This is a genomic window from Neobacillus cucumis, from assembly GCF_016908975.1.
Classification (GTDB): domain Bacteria; phylum Bacillota; class Bacilli; order Bacillales; family Cytobacillaceae; genus Neobacillus; species Neobacillus cucumis.
The window spans coordinates 19,951-36,075 of record NZ_JAFBEX010000023.1 but is presented as its reverse complement, the minus strand read 5'-3'; the positions used below and the strand labels follow the sequence as shown (position 1 = coordinate 36,075).

17 protein-coding genes are annotated in these 16,125 nt (G+C 36.2%); 13 read left to right on the top strand and 4 right to left on the bottom strand.

What is annotated here, in order from left to right; all coding sequences use genetic code 11:
- Positions 1-123 precede the first annotated feature (123 nt).
- A complete protein-coding gene (locus tag JOC76_RS23700; protein WP_205181249.1) occupies positions 124-723 on the top strand; it encodes a histidine phosphatase family protein in 600 nt (199 codons plus the stop codon).
- Between the two features lie 192 nt (positions 724-915).
- Here the strand turns inward: JOC76_RS23700 and JOC76_RS23695 are convergent, their stop codons facing one another.
- Complete coding sequence (locus tag JOC76_RS23695; protein WP_205181248.1) at positions 916-1,833, bottom strand: AraC family transcriptional regulator; 918 nt, start codon at positions 1,831-1,833, stop codon at positions 916-918.
- Positions 1,834-2,018: 185 nt separating this feature from the next.
- Here JOC76_RS23695 and JOC76_RS23690 point away from each other — a divergent pair, with 185 nt between their 5' ends.
- Together JOC76_RS23690 and JOC76_RS23685 are read left to right on the top strand one after the other, a co-directional pair.
- Positions 2,019-2,870, top strand: a complete 852-nt coding sequence (locus JOC76_RS23690) for an aldo/keto reductase (protein ID WP_205181247.1) — start codon at positions 2,019-2,021, stop codon at positions 2,868-2,870.
- A 176-nt stretch (positions 2,871-3,046) separates the two neighbouring features.
- Complete coding sequence (locus tag JOC76_RS23685; protein ID WP_205181246.1) at positions 3,047-3,226, top strand: H-type small acid-soluble spore protein; 180 nt, start codon at positions 3,047-3,049, stop codon at positions 3,224-3,226.
- 233 nt (positions 3,227-3,459) lie between these two features.
- Here JOC76_RS23685 and JOC76_RS23680 read toward each other — a convergent pair whose 3' ends face one another.
- The gene (locus JOC76_RS23680; protein ID WP_205181245.1) at positions 3,460-4,224 is read right to left on the bottom strand and encodes a DUF3891 family protein; all 765 of its coding nucleotides are present in this window, start codon (positions 4,222-4,224) and stop codon (positions 3,460-3,462) included.
- Positions 4,225-4,263: 39 nt separating this feature from the next.
- Complete coding sequence (locus JOC76_RS23675; RefSeq protein WP_205181244.1) at positions 4,264-4,620, bottom strand: winged helix-turn-helix transcriptional regulator; 357 nt, start codon at positions 4,618-4,620, stop codon at positions 4,264-4,266.
- Between the two features lie 141 nt (positions 4,621-4,761).
- Between JOC76_RS23675 and JOC76_RS23670 the strand changes: the two genes are divergently transcribed.
- From JOC76_RS23670 to prsW, 10 genes are all read left to right on the top strand, one after another.
- Entirely contained in the window at positions 4,762-5,388 is a 627-nt protein-coding gene (locus JOC76_RS23670; protein ID WP_205181243.1) for an HAD-IIB family hydrolase, read from the top strand.
- A gap of 5 nt (positions 5,389-5,393) precedes the next feature.
- A complete protein-coding gene (locus JOC76_RS30600; protein WP_205181242.1) occupies positions 5,394-5,534 on the top strand; it encodes an HAD hydrolase family protein in 141 nt (46 codons plus the stop codon).
- Positions 5,535-5,647: 113 nt separating this feature from the next.
- Complete coding sequence (locus JOC76_RS23660; protein WP_205181241.1) at positions 5,648-6,616, top strand: zinc-binding alcohol dehydrogenase family protein; 969 nt, start codon at positions 5,648-5,650, stop codon at positions 6,614-6,616.
- Between the two features lie 21 nt (positions 6,617-6,637).
- Positions 6,638-7,597 (top strand): ABC transporter ATP-binding protein, encoded by a 960-nt coding sequence (locus JOC76_RS23655; protein ID WP_205181240.1) that lies wholly within the window; start codon positions 6,638-6,640, stop codon positions 7,595-7,597.
- A complete protein-coding gene (locus tag JOC76_RS23650; RefSeq protein WP_205181239.1) occupies positions 7,594-9,111 on the top strand; it encodes an ABC transporter permease/substrate-binding protein in 1,518 nt (505 codons plus the stop codon). The genes JOC76_RS23655 and JOC76_RS23650 overlap by 4 nt, the downstream gene beginning before the upstream one ends.
- 80 nt (positions 9,112-9,191) lie before the next feature.
- Entirely contained in the window at positions 9,192-10,025 is an 834-nt protein-coding gene (locus JOC76_RS23645) for an SPL family radical SAM protein (RefSeq protein WP_205181238.1), read from the top strand.
- Between the two features lie 230 nt (positions 10,026-10,255).
- A complete protein-coding gene (locus tag JOC76_RS23640) occupies positions 10,256-10,624 on the top strand; it encodes an ArsR/SmtB family transcription factor (protein WP_205181237.1) in 369 nt (122 codons plus the stop codon).
- Positions 10,617-12,752 carry a heavy metal translocating P-type ATPase gene (locus tag JOC76_RS23635; protein WP_205181236.1) on the top strand — a complete coding sequence of 712 codons (2,136 nt, stop codon included), beginning with the start codon at positions 10,617-10,619 and terminating at the stop codon, positions 12,750-12,752. Before JOC76_RS23640 ends, JOC76_RS23635 begins: the two co-directional genes overlap by 8 nt.
- A gap of 245 nt (positions 12,753-12,997) precedes the next feature.
- A complete protein-coding gene (locus tag JOC76_RS23630; RefSeq protein WP_205181235.1) occupies positions 12,998-14,350 on the top strand; it encodes an Nramp family divalent metal transporter in 1,353 nt (450 codons plus the stop codon).
- Positions 14,351-14,533: 183 nt separating this feature from the next.
- A complete protein-coding gene (gene prsW / locus JOC76_RS23625) occupies positions 14,534-15,193 on the top strand; it encodes a glutamic-type intramembrane protease PrsW (RefSeq protein WP_205181234.1) in 660 nt (219 codons plus the stop codon).
- Positions 15,194-15,476: 283 nt separating this feature from the next.
- On the opposite strand, the gene JOC76_RS23620 is transcribed toward prsW, so the two are convergent.
- Positions 15,477-16,022 carry a TetR/AcrR family transcriptional regulator gene (locus JOC76_RS23620; RefSeq protein WP_205181233.1) on the bottom strand — a complete coding sequence of 182 codons (546 nt, stop codon included), beginning with the start codon at positions 16,020-16,022 and terminating at the stop codon, positions 15,477-15,479.
- Positions 16,023-16,125 lie beyond the last annotated feature (103 nt).

Below are 16,125 nucleotides of genomic sequence, written 5' to 3'. Positions count from 1 at the left end.
TTTGAGAGGAATATGATAACGCTTATCATTAAATTATTTTATAATATAAGAAAGTAAGTTTGGTATAAAAGTTTGTAAACTTAAATTTAAATGTTCATTTAAGAACCAACAAGGGGGATACAAATGAAAAAGACGTTATATTTAATGAGACATGGACAAACAGTTTTTAATAAAAGAAGGAAAATACAAGGTTGGTGTGATTCCCCACTTACAGAATTAGGAATTAAACAAGCAGAGACTGCTGCAAAGTATTTTATAGAACACCATATTGTTTTTGATCAGGCCTATTGTTCCACATCTGAAAGAGCAAGTGACACGTTAGAGATTGTGACTGATATGCCTTATACTAGATTAAAAGGAATAAAGGAATGGAATTTTGGAACGTTTGAAGGTGAAAGTGAAGACTTAAATCCCTCACTTCCTTACGGTGATTTCTTCGCTAATTATGGTGGAGAAAAAGAAAAAGAATTTCAAAAAAGAGTTGCTGACACATGTCAAAAAATAATGGAAGATGATAATGAAGTGGTTTTAGCAGTATCTCACGGAGCAGCTTGTAGAAAAATGATGCAATATTGGGAACATACAAGTACTATTACTCAAAGAGAAAAAATTGGCAATTGTTGTATTTTGAAATTTGAATATGAAAACAATGAATTTAAATTAATTGAAATTATTAATCATGATTTTAGTCATTTAAGTAATGCATTACCAGTATTAACTTAATAGTATTGTTAAAGTAATATATTTAAATAAACAGAGGCGATTGTTCTATTTGAACAGTCGCTTTTCTGTTATTAGCGCAGTTTACGTTTATAATCATACTCTCAATTTAATTGTTAGTTACAACAATTTCTAAGGTTAATACAAATTATCCTTTTCCTCCACACAAAAGAACCCCTCCAATTATTAAGGGGTTCACGCGTTTATCGATTCGTCATAGGTCTCCCTCAAACGCTTTATATCCTCTTTAGGTGGAAAACCAAACATACGGGAATATTCACGGCTGAATTGTGATGGACTTTCATAACCGACCTGGAATGCGACATCAGCGGCATCTGTTGACTCAGACAATAACAATTGCCGTGCTTTTTGTAATCTCAGTTGTTTTTGGAATTGAATTGGGCTCATCGCAGTTACTTCTTTAAAGTGCCGATGAAGTGAAGAAACACTCATATTGGCTATTTCCGCAAGTTCCTCAGTCCGAAAAGTGCGATCATAGTTAATCATAATCTGCTCGATAACGTCTTTGATAAGATAGGTAGAGCTTCCTTCTATGGCTATTTGTTCCAGTGTTCCCCCATGCGGTCCTTGCAGAACTCGATAGAGAATTTCCTTCGTAAATAAAGGAGCAAGTACCGGAATATCGTTCGGATTGTCTAGTAAACGAGCTAACCTGATGATGGCATCCAACATCGATTTCTCCATCGGGCTGACAAACATGGCTCGCTTAGCATTCTCTTTCTTTCTACCTTGCATGTTAAAATCACGTAATACATCTAAGATTTGACTCGGTGTAAATTCAAGAGTGAGAGCCAAATATGGATCGGTGGAAGAAGCTTCTACAACTTGAGCCGAAACAGGTAGATCAACCGATGAAACAAGATAATCGGAAGGACTGTATCTAAAGCGCTGCTGAGCGAGCAATACTTCCTTCGCTCCCTGTACGATTATACATAAAGAAGGCTTGTAAACACTGTGATTTAGATCGGTAACATGAGAGCGGCGAATAAAATATAAAGACGGAATCTCAGTCGTGTTAACACCATCCTGTCCTGAATAACGCTCTATGAGTTTAGCCAGCTCAACTTGCTGTTTATAGATTTGATCAGACATAAGAGCCTCCTTGTTCATCATTCTTGCTAGTTCCATTCTAATGCATATGCGACTATTGCGAAAGTGGGATGATAGGATTAGGCAATCATTTGATAGTAATGTGATACCATTCGGTTTTATAGATGTTACATAATTAGATAGAACCAATGAACAAAATGTTTTATAAAACAGGAGGAATTTGCCTTATGCAAAAAGTTATTTTAAACAATGGTGTTGAAATGCCTATACTCGGTTTTGGTGTATTTCAAATTCAAGATGAAAAAGAATGTGAACAAGCTGTTTATGACGCTATTATGGCAGGCTATCGTCTAATTGATACCGCAGCTTCCTACTTAAATGAAGAGGCAGTCGGCAGAGCTATTAAGCGGAGTGGTGTGCCAAGAGAGGAATTGTTTATTACTACGAAATTATGGGTTCAGGATACTGGCTATGAGAGAACAAAGAAAGCATTTGAAAAATCGCTAGAAAGACTGCAACTGGATTATTTGGATTTATATTTAATTCACCAGCCATTTGGTGATGTTTACGGTTCATGGCGTGCGATGGAGGAATTGTACCTTGATGGAAAAATTAGAGCAATTGGCGTTAGTAACTTCTATCCGGATCGTTTGACTGATTTCATTATTCATAATGAAGTGGTTCCGGCTGTAAACCAGGTTGAAACACATCCTTTCAACCAACAAATAGAAAGTCATAACCTTATGAAAGAAAACAATGTTCAAATCGAGTCTTGGGGACCGTTTGCTGAAGGAAAAAATAACATGTTCCAAAACGAAATTTTAGTATCAATAGCCGAAAAGCATAATAAATCTGTTGCCCAGGTGGTGTTACGTTGGTTAACACAAAGAGGCATCGTTGCCATTCCAAAGTCTGTTCGGAAGGATAGAATCATCGAAAACTTCAATATATTTGACTTTGAATTAAGTCTAGAAGATATGGAGAAAATTGCTGCTTTAGATAAGAAAGAAAGCCTGTTCTTTTCACATCAAAACCCTGAAATGGTGAAATGGATCGGGACCCGTAAACTTGATATTTAATGATTGTTTTTCTTATCAACACCTAAAGATGGGACCGCTGTGGCGGTCCTTTTATTATTTTAATACGTTCTTTCCAATTCAGTTTTATGATATGCCTTCGCAATCCCTAACAAATGAATAGTATATATATTTTCGTTAAATACTTATCCTATTGGAATTAGAATGGAGGTGTTTAAATGAAAGTTCAAAGAGCACAAGAAATTTTAAGTGCTTCTGCCGTAATTAACGTAACCTATAAAGATACACCTGTGTACATTGAAGCCATTGACAGAGATCAAAACATGGCCGTAGTCCACGAGATTGGAAGCCCAGAAATTAAACACAATATCCCTGTTTCAGAACTAGCTGAACAATAGTCCTTTTTTATCCAGTGTTGAAAAGGATTAAAGCACTCTTGTGCTGTCAGCCTATACTCCTATCATGTGAGGTTGAAAAGATCTATTACTGTACATACAGGCATTGATGAATATGTCTTTATGAAGATAAAACGAAAGAGAGCTGGACTCCCATGCTCTCTTTTTGTTATTTTTCAACAAGAGTATATCCTATATAGAACACTTTCTAGTTTAGTGATTGTACTTTGAACAACCTATATCAATGTAAACGTTCGTTCTTTCCATTCAGCATTATGATAGGCCTCTGCAATCCCTAGCATATGAATACTAGATTTCGTTACTTCTTTTAGTTTAATGGTTACAACGGCTGGAGAGGCTAGAGGAGAGGGGGAAAGTGCTACTTGTTTTGAGTCAAGCCACTCTGCAATAATCTTCTGTCCGTTTGTAAATGAAAAAATCTCTGGAAATCCTTCTTTAAACCAAGGGAACTCATCTGCCTTAGGGGTACCAGGTTCTTGCATGCACAAATATAAAGAGAGATTATCACAAAATTGGACTATCTGAAAATGAAGTTTAATTAAGTCTTCTTCATGGTCCGTCAAGAGGTTTAATTGTTTCATCAAGCGGTGTTGCCTGGCTTTTTCTTGCTTAGTGAAGGTAACAGCAGCAGGTTCCTTGTTCCCAATCATAAAAGAATGGTAGTGGAGACTGCAAAGAAGTCCAGCATAAGGAGATTGATTTTCTAGTTCATCAATTCCTTTCTTATAAAAGGTAAGCCTTGGGATTAAAGGAAAATCGATAAAGGTATAAGGCATTTTTGCCCTATCATTCCATAAAGGTGTTTCATCTAAATCTATCCAGCAACAATCATGTTGGGTGATGGCAAAGATTACTTCACTCCATCGCTCTATATCACTGATATAAGCAGAATTCCAAAGGCGGACAATATCACCCGAAAGAAGACCGTGATGATGTTGTGGTGTCATTACCCAATCATGTTCTCTCTCATAAATAACCAAGTTATCCCCCCTTTTTTTACTTCCTTCTAAGAATGATTCCTATGCTTCTTTTTCAGTTAGAAATGAATTATTCTTAACCAATTCTTGATAAGCTAATCCCCATTCTGCCATTACGTCTATAATTGGTCTAAGACTTTTACCTAATTCACTAAGAAAATATTCTACTCTTGGTGGAACTTCCGCGTAAACTTGACGTTGTATGATTCCATCTTCCTCCATTGACCGTAAATTCTGAGTCAATACTTTCTGACTAATACCCGGAATTCCGATTCGTAATTCACCAAATCTTTTTGTCCCACTCAATAATTCCCGAAGAATTAAAAGCTTCCACTTATTTCCTATTAAACCCACGGTAGTTGCTACGGGACAAAGAGGTAATTCTTTATTGTTCACCATGTTAAGACCTCCAATAGTTACCTAAAGGTTACTAAACAACCTTAAGGTGCCTACTTTTCAAAAGCTACTAATGCTCTTATCATGATTTTATGATTCCAATTAGGCCATGTCAATCAGTTACATTATAGGGGAGAGAGTTTTATGAATAAAAAAATGGTCTTTTTCGACCTTGATGGAACCTTATTAGATGAAGAGAAAAAAATACTTAATTCTACAAAAATAGCGATTAAAAAACTTCAGGAAAAACATATAATACCTGCTATTGCAACAGGGAGACCCCCAGCAAAAATTCAGTGGATATTGAATGAATTAAACATTCATTCTTATATAACAATCAATGGACAACACGCTGTTTATGAGGGAAATGAAGTCTATAAAATACCTTTCAATCAAGATTTTTTACAGGACATTACAAGCTTTGCTTCAAGTCGAAAACACCCATTGGTATATGGAAGTCTTTTGGATATGAAGTCTTCGATTGAAAGTCATCCTTATATCAAGGATGTCTATAAGCCAGTGAATATGGGATATCCACCTGTTAATCAGGGATATTTTCGTGGCCATCTTATCTATAAATTAATTTTGTTTTGCGAAAAGCCACATGAAGATTTTTATAAAGAAACATTTCAGGATATGCAATTTACTAGATGGCATAAATATGCTTTAGATGTAATACCAAACGGTATCTCAAAAGCGAAAGGGATTGCTAAATTTCTTGAATTAACGGGTATTCCAAAAGAAAACACTTATGCATTTGGTGGGAATTAAATGATATGGAAATGTTTTCTGTAGTCGGAACTTCCGTGTCAATGGGTAATGCCATTCCAGAGTTGAAGGAAATCAGCGATTTTGTTACCTCTTCTAACACAGAAGATGGGATATTAAATGGATTAATGAAATTAGGACTGATTTAATATCCATTCAAGCTCTTCTTTAATGTATGTAGTGACAAAGATTCAATAAAAATCTAAAAGTCTTCAAAACAAAAAGATTCGTATGATATGAAACTAAAAGGAGTGTGCCCATATTGAAAGCAATTCTATTAGATAAAGCTTGTTCAGCTCAGGAATTAGTTGTAAGAGAAGTACCAATTCCGAGGGTCAAATCAGGTTGGGTATTGGTCAAAATCAAAGCCTTTGGCATCAATCGTTCCGAAATCTTCACTAGACAAGGTGATTCTCCATCAGTTAAGTTACCCCGAATTATAGGAATCGAATGTGTTGGAGAAATCGCAGACCCTTCCGATAGTTCATTTCAAAAAGGCCAGAGGGTGGTCTCATTGATGGGAGGTCTTGGACGAGAATTTGATGGAAGTTATGCCGAGTATGCCCTTATTCCTTCGACTCAGGTTTATCCAATTAACCATGAGATGGACTGGGTGAAATTGGCGGCAATTCCTGAAATGTATTATACCGCCTATGCATCGTTATTAGATTCCCTGATGTTGAAAAAAGAGGACATCCTCCTAATTCGCGGCGGAACTAGTTCGGTAGGTATAGCAGCATTGCAGCTTGCGAAAAGTATTGGGGTAACGGTTGTTTCAACAACTCGGGATAAAAACAAAGTTGATTTATTAAAGCAACATGGTGCTGATTTTGTGTTAGTGGATAACGAGAATATTCAATCACAGCTATATTCTATTTTTCCCCATGGGGTAAATAAAATTTTAGAGCTGGTAGGGACGGTCACTTTGAAAAACTCACTGGGCATGCTTGCAGAAAGAGGGATCCTCTGCATGACGGGAATTTTAGGCGGAAAATGGGTGTTGGAGAATTTTGAGCCAATGGTAGATACTCCCTCTGGTACCTATTTCACCCAGTTTGACAGCGGAGAAAATTTCAAAGACCAATTGCTAACCGATTTACTTCATCATATTAGCCAATTTCAGATGGAAATACCTATTGCAAGGGTGTTTACATTAGATGAAATAAGTCAAGCACACCTTCTTATGGAAAGCAATACAGCAAACGGGAAAATTGTGGTTGTGAATCCTTAATCAAATGAAAGGAGTAGGAAAATGATTCAGTTTGAAAATGTATCAAAACGGTTTCATGATGGAACCATGGCAGTTAAATCATTAAATCTAACCATCAATGAAGGTGAATTTTTTGTCCTAATTGGACCAAGCGGGAGCGGGAAAACCACAACCTTAAAAATGATTAATCGTTTAATAGATTTATCTGATGGAACCATCTTTATTAATGGGAAAAAAATAAGTGATTATGATATTCATGAATTGCGCTGGAATATCGGATATGTACTTCAGCAAATTGCTCTTTTTCCTCATATGTCCATTGAAGAAAATATCGCGGTTGTTCCCGATATGAAAAAGTGGGATAAAGAGAAAATCGCTAGTAGAGTGGACGAGTTGTTAGAAATGGTTGGATTAGAACCCCAAACATATAAACACAGGAAGCCCAGTGAGTTATCGGGCGGACAGCAGCAAAGAATTGGTGTTGTAAGAGCCTTAGCCGCGGATCCAGAAATCATTCTTATGGACGAACCTTTTAGTGCTCTTGATCCCATTAGCAGAGAAAAGTTACAAGATGATATTGTTAAAATGCAAAAAGAGATAAAGAAAACCATCGTTTTCGTTACTCATGATATGCAAGAAGCTCTGAAGATAGGTGATCGTATTTGTATTATGAAAGATGGAGAAATCGTCCAGGTCGGCACTCCAAATGAATTAATCTATCATCCTATCAATGATTTTGTTAAAGAATTTATTGGAAAGATTAACTATAACGAGATTCATTTTGACCTGGAGAATGTCTTGTCTCAAACCCATGATAAGAATCTGGAATTAGAAAAAATGTCACTTATCCCGATTACCAGTTCACTGCAGCAAACTTTAAAAGCTTTATCTAAACAAGACCAAATAGGTGTAGAAAAAGAAGGGGAAATTATCGGTTACTTAAATCGGCAGTCGATCATTCAACATCTATTAAACAACTTGAAAGAAGGTGAAGAAGAGTGAATAATTTATTCCATACCTTCATATCAAGAAAAGGCGAATTGCTAAATGATTTAATCCAGCATATTGAAATATCGTTTATTGCCCTCTTTTTTGCTTTATTAATCGCCATTCCGCTTGGAATATTTATAACTAGAAATAAAAAAGCAGCAGAAATGATCATTGGAATCACAGCTGTATTTCAAACCATTCCGTCACTAGCATTGTTAGGACTCCTGATACCATTGGTAGGAATTGGCACCATACCTTCCATTATTGCTTTAGTTATTTATGCTTTACTTCCTATCTTAAGAAACATTTATACTGGAATAAAAGAGGTCGATCCGAATTTAATCGAAGCTGCTAAAGGACTAGGCATGAATAACCGGAGGCTGCTATTTAAGGTAGAGCTTCCTTTAGCCATGCCGGTGATAATGGCCGGGATAAGAACGGCGATGGTTCTGATTATCGGTACAGCTACGATCGCTTCCCTCATCGGAGCTGGTGGATTAGGTGATTTGATAACGGTTGGGATTAGTCGAAATGATTCAAGTCTCATCTTATTAGGGGCCATTCCTGCTGCCATCTTAGCTTTGTTTTTTGATTTTTTATTGAGGCAATTTGAAAGGTTGTCATTTAAGAAATCGTTGGTATCGATTATTTCCGTAATAGTAGCAGCTATCTTAGTCATAACGGTGTCATCATTCAGTCAGCCTAAAAAAGCGGATATTATCATTGGTGGAAAAATGGGTTCAGAACCAGAAATCCTAATGAATATGTATAAGCTGTTAATTGAACAGCATTCTTCCCTCACTGTTGAGCTTAAACCTAATATGGGGGGAACGACATTCGTCTATAATGCTTTATCGACTGGAAGTATTGATATTTACCCCGAATTTACAGGGACGGTCATTGTTGACCTGTTAAAAGAACAACCAAAAAGCACGGATCGGAAAGAAGTTTACGAACAAGCAAAGAAAGGATTGTTTAATAAATTAAATTTAGTGTTGCTTAAGCCAATGGAATTTAATGATACCTATGCAGTAGCTATTCCAACTGCACTTGCAAAACAGTATAACTTAAAGACCATTTCTGATTTAAAATCAGTAGAAGGAATGATAAAGGCTGGCTTTACACCAGAATTTCCAGAGCGTGAAGATGGGTACCTCGGGATACAAAAGCTTTATGGAATTCAATTTTCTAAAGTAAATATCTTGCAACCCGAGTTAAGGTACGCAGCTGTAAAAAGAGGGGATATAAATATAGTAGATGCCTATTCAACTGATAGTGAGATTCAAAGAAATAATTTGACAGTATTAGAGGATGACAAGCATCTATTTCCTCCGTATCAAGGAGCACCACTATTAAAGAAAGAGACCTTAGATAAATATCCAGAGTTGAGTGGCATTTTGAATAAACTTTCCGGTCTAATAACGGATGGTGAAATGAGAAAGATGAATTACGAAGTAACAGTAGACAAGAAAAAGGCAAACAGTGTTGCAAAAGCATTTTTAGAAAAAAAGGGTTTACTTAAGTAATTCACATAGGTTTATAATGTATAGTAGTTTTTCTCTCATTTTCTTGATATTAGGAAGACAATTCGAGAGGTGCGATGTTTATGAGGATGGAAATAAAAGAAACATTTGCTAAAAAAATCCTAACCGAAGCAAAGGGTTATCTGGATGTTGGTTTTACACATTCATTAAATCCCTATAGTGGCTGTGGCTTTTCTTGCAAATACTGTTACGTAAGAGAAATGCCCATTCAAAGGTTTAAAGATATTCCTTGGGGTGAATGGTTGGATATAAAGACAAATGCAGCAGAAAATTATCGAAAAGAAATTAGAAAGCTACGAGAAAAAAACAAACCTGTGAATATCTTTATGTCCTCTGCAACAGATCCCTACCAACCCATTGAACGGAAAGCAAACATTACACGGGGAATCTTAGAAGAAATGATTGAAAATCCGCCTGATTTTCTGCAACTCCAAACACGAGGTCCACTCATTACAAGAGATATTGATTTGTTGGTAAGGTTAAAAGAAAAATGTGATGTTCTTGTCTCCATAACGATTGAAACTGACATGGAGGATATTAAACAAATATTTGCTCCATTTGCATCTGGAATTAAATTGCGGTTAAAAGCCTTAAAAGAAGTACATGATGCGGGAATATCGACCCAAGCGTCCATTTCTCCTGTTTTACCTTTTACGCCTGACTTTCCCTTATTGCTAGAAGGGATTGTGGACCATATTTGGATTGATACGCTAAGCATAGGGGATGGAGCAATGGGAAAGCGTTCAGAGAGATTGGGAATGTCTGCGTTATTTCAGGAGCATGATTTATCGAGGTGGTATCGAAAAGACTTGCATCTAATGGTGGCAAGGCATTTTCAAAAATATCTTCCTAATGACATCATACGAATTTCAAAAAATGAGGCTTTTCTAAGATAAATAGATTGATCTTAAAGCACTTAATAGTTTGGATATTATATAGTAAAAAAACGCTGAGAAATTCAGCGTTTTTTCTTTTGCCTCCTTTCTATTAAATTTATTTTGTTTGATAAAATTAAAACGATTTTGTTTCAGAAAATTGATAAACATTCAAATGATCATTTGACCATTCTTGTAAACTTTCATATACTAATACTCAAATAGACGTTTGAATAAGGTCGGTGAAAAAAATGAAACACGATGATGTATGTGAAGTGACCTGCGTTGATGGGGAAAAAGTACAACGGGTGAAGGCAATTGTTACCCAACAAAATACAATGGCTGTTTCACAAATATTCAAAGTGCTATCTGATGACACTAGAATTAAAATCGCTTACGCCTTAACCATTGAGGATGAATTGTGTGTTTGTGATGTAGCGAACATTGTAGGGAGTACAACAGCTACAGCATCCCATCATTTACGTCTTCTCCGTAATTTAGGATTAGCTAAATATCGAAAAGAAGGCAAGTTGGTTTATTATTCATTAGATGATGATCATGTAAGACAATTGATTCAAATTGCTTTAGAGCATCATAAGGAGGTGAAGGACCATGACTAATAGCTTAGAAAAAGCAAATGAAAAAACAGTTTATCGTGTGCAGGGCTTTTCCTGAGCTGGCTGTGCGACAAAGTTCGAAAAGAACGTCCAACACCTGGATGGTGTTGTTAATGCGAGTGTAAATTTCGGTGCCGCTAAACTTACGGTTTATGGCGAAACATCGATTGAGGAATTAGAGAAAGCTGGGGCTTTTGAAAATATCAAAGTCATTCCTGAAAAACAACGGTTTGACGAGAAAAAAGAGCCATTTTTGCAAAAGCATGCGACTGTTATTGCTTCATTAGTGTTCCTAATCATCGGGTGGTTGTCGGCACAAATGAATGGTGAGGACAGTATCTTATCGATATTAGCGTATGCTGTTTCTATTTTAATAGGTGGTTATCGTCTTTTTACCACAGGATTCAAAAACTTATTTCATTTAGAATTTGATATGAGAACCCTTATGACAATTGCGGTTATAGGAGCAGCTTTTATCGGGGAATGGGGAGAAGGAGCGACGGTTGTTATCCTGTTTGCGATAAGTGAAGTTTTGGAGTCTTATTCGATGGACAAGGCAAGACAATCCATTCGGTCTTTAATGGATATTGCACCTAAAGAGGCCTTAATTCGCAGGGGAGATAAAGAGTTTACCGTAGAAGTAGATGATATACGGATAGATGATATTTTAATTGTTAAACCAGGGCAGAAAATAGCGATGGATGGAACGGTTGTAAAAGGATTATCAACCGTTAATCAAGCTGCGATTACAGGTGAATCTGTTCCAGTTTCTAAAACCATTGATGATGAAGTATTCGCTGGCACTCTAAACGAAGAAGGACTTCTGGAAATAAAGGTTACCAAACATGTGGACGATACTACGATTGCAAAAATCATTCATCTTGTAGAGGAAGCTCAAGCAGAACGGGCACCGTCTCAAGCATTTGTTGATCGCTTTGCAAAGTACTATACGCCAGTTATTATGTTGATATCGTTATTAGTTGCTATAATCCCACCACTATTGTTAGCTGCTGATTGGAGTAAATGGATTTACCAAGGTTTAGCTGTTCTTGTGGTTGGTTGTCCTTGTGCACTTGTTATTTCCACTCCTGTGTCCATTGTGACCGCCATTGGTAATGCTGCAAGAAACGGAGTTCTGATTAAAGGTGGAATCCATTTAGAGGAAATGGGAGCAATTAAAGCGATTGCCTTTGATAAAACAGGAACTTTAACTCACGGTATTCCCGTTGTTACAGATTATCTGCCACAGCCTAATGCTAGACCTAATGAATTGCTAACTATTATTGCTGCACTGGAAAATGGGTCACAACATCCTCTTGCTTCAGCGATAATGAAAAAAGCTGTACAAGAAGAATTACCTTATCAATTTTTCACGATTGAAGATTTTACTTCGATGACAGGTAAAGGTATCAAGGGAAAATACCAAGGAGAAATGTATTATGTGGGCAGTCCTAATTTATTTGATGAGATTTTATCACATGGTATTCCATCAAATTTAAAAGAGACAATTTCCGAACTGCAAAATAAAGGGAAAACGGTTATGGTGGCTGGTACGGAAGCCGAAATACTAGCTCTTCTTGCCGTAGCAGACGAAGTAAGAGGGAACAGCAAATCAGTTATTCAAAAGCTTCACTCGTTGGGCATTGAAAAAACCATCATGTTAACGGGTGATAATAGAGGAACTGCCAATGCAATAGGCCAGCAAGTAGGGGTTTCGGAAATTCAAGCAGATCTAATGCCTCAAGATAAACTTGCTTTTATTAAAGGATTAAGAAACAAACATGATCGAGTCGCTATGGTCGGAGACGGAGTGAATGACGCACCAGCTCTTGCTGCATCGACTGTCGGAATTGCCATGGGAGGAGCCGGTACGGATACGGCTCTCGAAACAGCAGATATTGCTTTGATGGCAGATGATTTAGGGAAACTGCCATTTACCTTAAAATTAAGCAGAAAAGCTTTATTTATAATCAAACAAAATATCACATTCTCTTTAGGAATTAAACTATTTGCCTTGCTGCTTGTCATTCCAGGTTGGTTAACCTTATGGATAGCAATTTTTGCAGATATGGGGGCTACGTTGATAGTAACTTTAAATGGTTTAAGACTTCTCCGAGTAAAAGACAAATAATTTTGGGCTTCCCATAATGGGGAGCCATTTTTATTGGCCGGAGACCCAAATCGCGCTTTCCAATAGGGGATTAATTACCCAAAATGTTTCCCTTTGTAAAAAAAATTTATCAAACGCAATTTTATTAAACAACATTTATATTTCTCCAACATATAATGAACTCCAAAGGAAAAAGAGATTTTTTTGACAAAAAAGTTTACCTAATGCAAAATATTTAGTATGTACCAAAAATGGGAGGGATCATTATGAGTGAAGATGTAGAGAAACTACAATTAGGTGCCGAGGAAGGTTGGAGAAATAATCGAACCCAGCCATCATTACCAGAAGTATATAGAAGCCTGCATATTCCAAAGAAGGGTTCTTGGATTAAAAAATTCCTTGCTTTTGCAGGTCCAGGATATTTAGTTGCTGTTGGATATATGGACCCGGGCAACTGGGCAACGGATATTGCTGGTGGATCATTATTCGGATATACATTACTATCCGTAATTTTATTGTCTAATTTAATGGCAATACTTCTTCAAGCACTGTCAGGAAAGCTGGGAATTGTTACGGGAAGGGATTTAGCTCAAGCATGTCGTGATCATTATAGTAAGCCAGTAGCAATGGGCTTGTGGATACTATGTGAATTAGCCATAGCAGCATGTGACTTAGCAGAAGTCATAGGTTCGGCAATCGCATTAAATCTTCTCTTCGGAATTCCATTAGTCTATGGTGTAATCATTACTGCTTTAGACGTCCTAGTGGTTTTGCTACTTCAAAATAAAGGTTTTAGATTTATAGAATCGTTGGTGATCGTGTTAATTATCACAATAGGCGGATGTTTTGCAACAGAAATCTTTCTATCTAAGCCTGATGTAGGTGGCATCCTAAAAGGTTTTGTTCCGAGTGCCGAAATAATTAGTAATCCAACTATGCTATACATTGCTATCGGAATTTTAGGTGCAACGGTTATGCCACATAATTTATATCTTCACTCGTCCATTGTTCAAACTCGAAAGTATTCTCAAACAAGTAAGGGTAAAAGACAGGCCATTAAATATGCAACATGGGATTCAACCATTGCCCTTTTCTTTGCATTATTCATCAATGCTGCTATCTTGATTGTTTCCTCAGCCACTTTTCACCAAGCAGGCATGACAGATGTAGCAGAGATTAATGATGCTTATCGATTGCTCACTCCAATTTTAGGAACCACTCTAGGAAGTATCTTATTTGGAGTAGCATTGCTTGCTTCTGGTCAAAACTCCACATTAACTGGAACCTTGGCTGGTCAAATTGTGATGGAAGGCTTTTTAAATATTCGCTTACCCGCTTGGCTAAGAAGACTAATAACACGATTAATAGCCATTGTCCCTGCTGTGGTTGTGACTGTACTGTATGGAGAAAGTGGTACCGCTCAACTTCTCATTTTAAGTCAGGTCATATTATCTTTACAGCTATCCTTTGCGGTAGTACCTCTTATTAAATTTACCAGTGATAAGAAGAAAATGGGGGAATTCGTTAACCCACTTTGGCTTAAAATTCTGGCTTGGTTTGTGGCATTTGTAATCATTAGCTTGAATGTATATTTACTTTTTCAGACATTTTTTGGATAATTATTAAAAGGCATTGGCGTTTTAGTCGATGCCTTTTTGTAATTCATGATTGAATATGAGATAATGGAGTAAGTGTGATTATTGGAACTTCGTTTCAAATAAGATCTATTTAATAAGAGTTTTAGTTTTCGTTATTAAATAAATATATAGAAAAGAAACATTTTATAAAGGAAGGGGTAAGAAATGATAGCAATAATACTAGCTGGAGTTGCTCCTGGTTTAGCTTTATTAAGTTATTTTTATTTAAGAGATAAGTATGAACCAGAACCTTTATCAATGGTGATTCGCACATTTATTTTTGGTGCCTTGCTAATCTTTCCAATTTCATTTGTTGAATATATATTTGAAACAGAAAACCTAATAAGACAAGAAATGGTTCATTTCTTATTTTCTTCCGGAATATTAGAGGAAATTTCTAAATGGTTAGTGTTATTTTTTATTGCCTATCGGAATGCTGAATTTGATGAACCATTTGATGGGATTGTTTATGGGACATCCGTTGCGTTGGGTTTTGCAACTGCTGAGAATGTTATATATTTAATTACCAATGGCGTCGAAGTTGCTTTCAACCGAGCATTGTTACCTGTATCTGGTCATGCATTGTTTGGAGTTATTATGGGTTATTACATGAGTAGATTGAAATTTACCGAAGGGAATAAGTTAGTATTGCTTGTAGCATCATTAGCTGTTCCTGCAATACTACATGGTGCTTTTAATTATTTAATGCTTAAAGAAGAATCATGGATATATACAATGATTCCATTTATGATTTTCTTATGGCTGTTAGGGATGGAAAAAGTACGGAGGGCAGCATCTTTAAGTAAAAATCATTTTAATGCATAAAATACTTAAAAATTAGGCTTATAAAAAGATTCAGCCCCTAGCTGAATCTTTTTTTTATGAATAATCTTTTGCCATGTAAAAGATACAAAGTTTGGATTTAGCAATAAAGATTTTCAACAACAATTAAGAAATTAGTAAAATAGCGACATATTCACTAATACTCTACTAATTTTCCAAAATTAGTACTAAGAGGGTAAATTTTACAGAAATGAAATAAAAGTTTCAATTTTTCATTATCTATGTGTTAAGCTATATTCATTTTTGGAATTACAGTTGAAAAAAATTATAAATTCCTCTCTAACAACATTCCAACTTGTGCTGCCATGACTTGAGGTGGATAAGGCATTCCATTCGCGATCCACCATTCCACAATCCCAACATAAGAAGTAACAATAAATTGAAGAAGAACATCTTCATTTAACTCATGGTTTTTTCCTTGTGATGTATCAACTTCATCCTTAAACTCTTCCACGAGAAACTCATGGAACTGACTACGAAAAGAAGGAGCTCCCTTACTGGCTAACATCGTTGAAAAGAATAAATAATGACTTTCAAGGTATTCAAACCAAGGCAGATTCGCCTCTGAATATTCTTCTGAGGAGGTTGCTTCGCAGATTTCCCCCATTTCATTAATATGTTCTTCAATGAGCTTATCCAGCAGATCAAACTTATCCATGTAATGAAGATAAATGGTTCCACGGCTAACATTTGCCCTATCGGAAATATCTTGAATCGTAATATCATCAAAACTTTTTTCAGACATCAGCTCAATCAAGGCTTTTTTTATGGCCTCTTGGCTTTTAGCTATTCTTCTATCTACTCTTGGCATTTTAAGGTTCACCAAACTTTCTTAAAAGATAATGAACAATTTTAAATGATTTGTTCATTACTAGTCATATTGCGTTGAATTAACAATTGTAAGCATACTAAAT

What these genes read in the sequence shown, in the direction of transcription:
- JOC76_RS23700 (WP_205181249.1), top strand. Translation starts at nt 124, where the DNA reads ATGAAAAAGACGTTATATTTAATGAGACATGGACAAACAGTTTTTAAT.
- JOC76_RS23695 (WP_205181248.1), bottom strand. Translation starts at nt 1,833, where the DNA reads ATGTCTGATCAAATCTATAAACAGCAAGTTGAGCTGGCTAAACTCATA.
- JOC76_RS23690 (WP_205181247.1), top strand. Translation starts at nt 2,019, where the DNA reads ATGCAAAAAGTTATTTTAAACAATGGTGTTGAAATGCCTATACTCGGT.
- JOC76_RS23685 (WP_205181246.1), top strand. Translation starts at nt 3,047, where the DNA reads ATGAAAGTTCAAAGAGCACAAGAAATTTTAAGTGCTTCTGCCGTAATT.
- JOC76_RS23675 (WP_205181244.1), bottom strand. Translation starts at nt 4,620, where the DNA reads ATGGTGAACAATAAAGAATTACCTCTTTGTCCCGTAGCAACTACCGTG.
- JOC76_RS23670 (WP_205181243.1), top strand. Translation starts at nt 4,762, where the DNA reads ATGAATAAAAAAATGGTCTTTTTCGACCTTGATGGAACCTTATTAGAT.
- JOC76_RS30600 (WP_205181242.1), top strand. Translation starts at nt 5,394, where the DNA reads ATGGAAATGTTTTCTGTAGTCGGAACTTCCGTGTCAATGGGTAATGCC.
- JOC76_RS23655 (WP_205181240.1), top strand. Translation starts at nt 6,638, where the DNA reads ATGATTCAGTTTGAAAATGTATCAAAACGGTTTCATGATGGAACCATG.
- JOC76_RS23645 (WP_205181238.1), top strand. Translation starts at nt 9,192, where the DNA reads ATGAGGATGGAAATAAAAGAAACATTTGCTAAAAAAATCCTAACCGAA.
- JOC76_RS23640 (WP_205181237.1), top strand. Translation starts at nt 10,256, where the DNA reads ATGAAACACGATGATGTATGTGAAGTGACCTGCGTTGATGGGGAAAAA.
- JOC76_RS23630 (WP_205181235.1), top strand. Translation starts at nt 12,998, where the DNA reads ATGAGTGAAGATGTAGAGAAACTACAATTAGGTGCCGAGGAAGGTTGG.
- prsW (WP_205181234.1), top strand. Translation starts at nt 14,534, where the DNA reads ATGATAGCAATAATACTAGCTGGAGTTGCTCCTGGTTTAGCTTTATTA.
- JOC76_RS23620 (WP_205181233.1), bottom strand. Translation starts at nt 16,022, where the DNA reads ATGCCAAGAGTAGATAGAAGAATAGCTAAAAGCCAAGAGGCCATAAAA.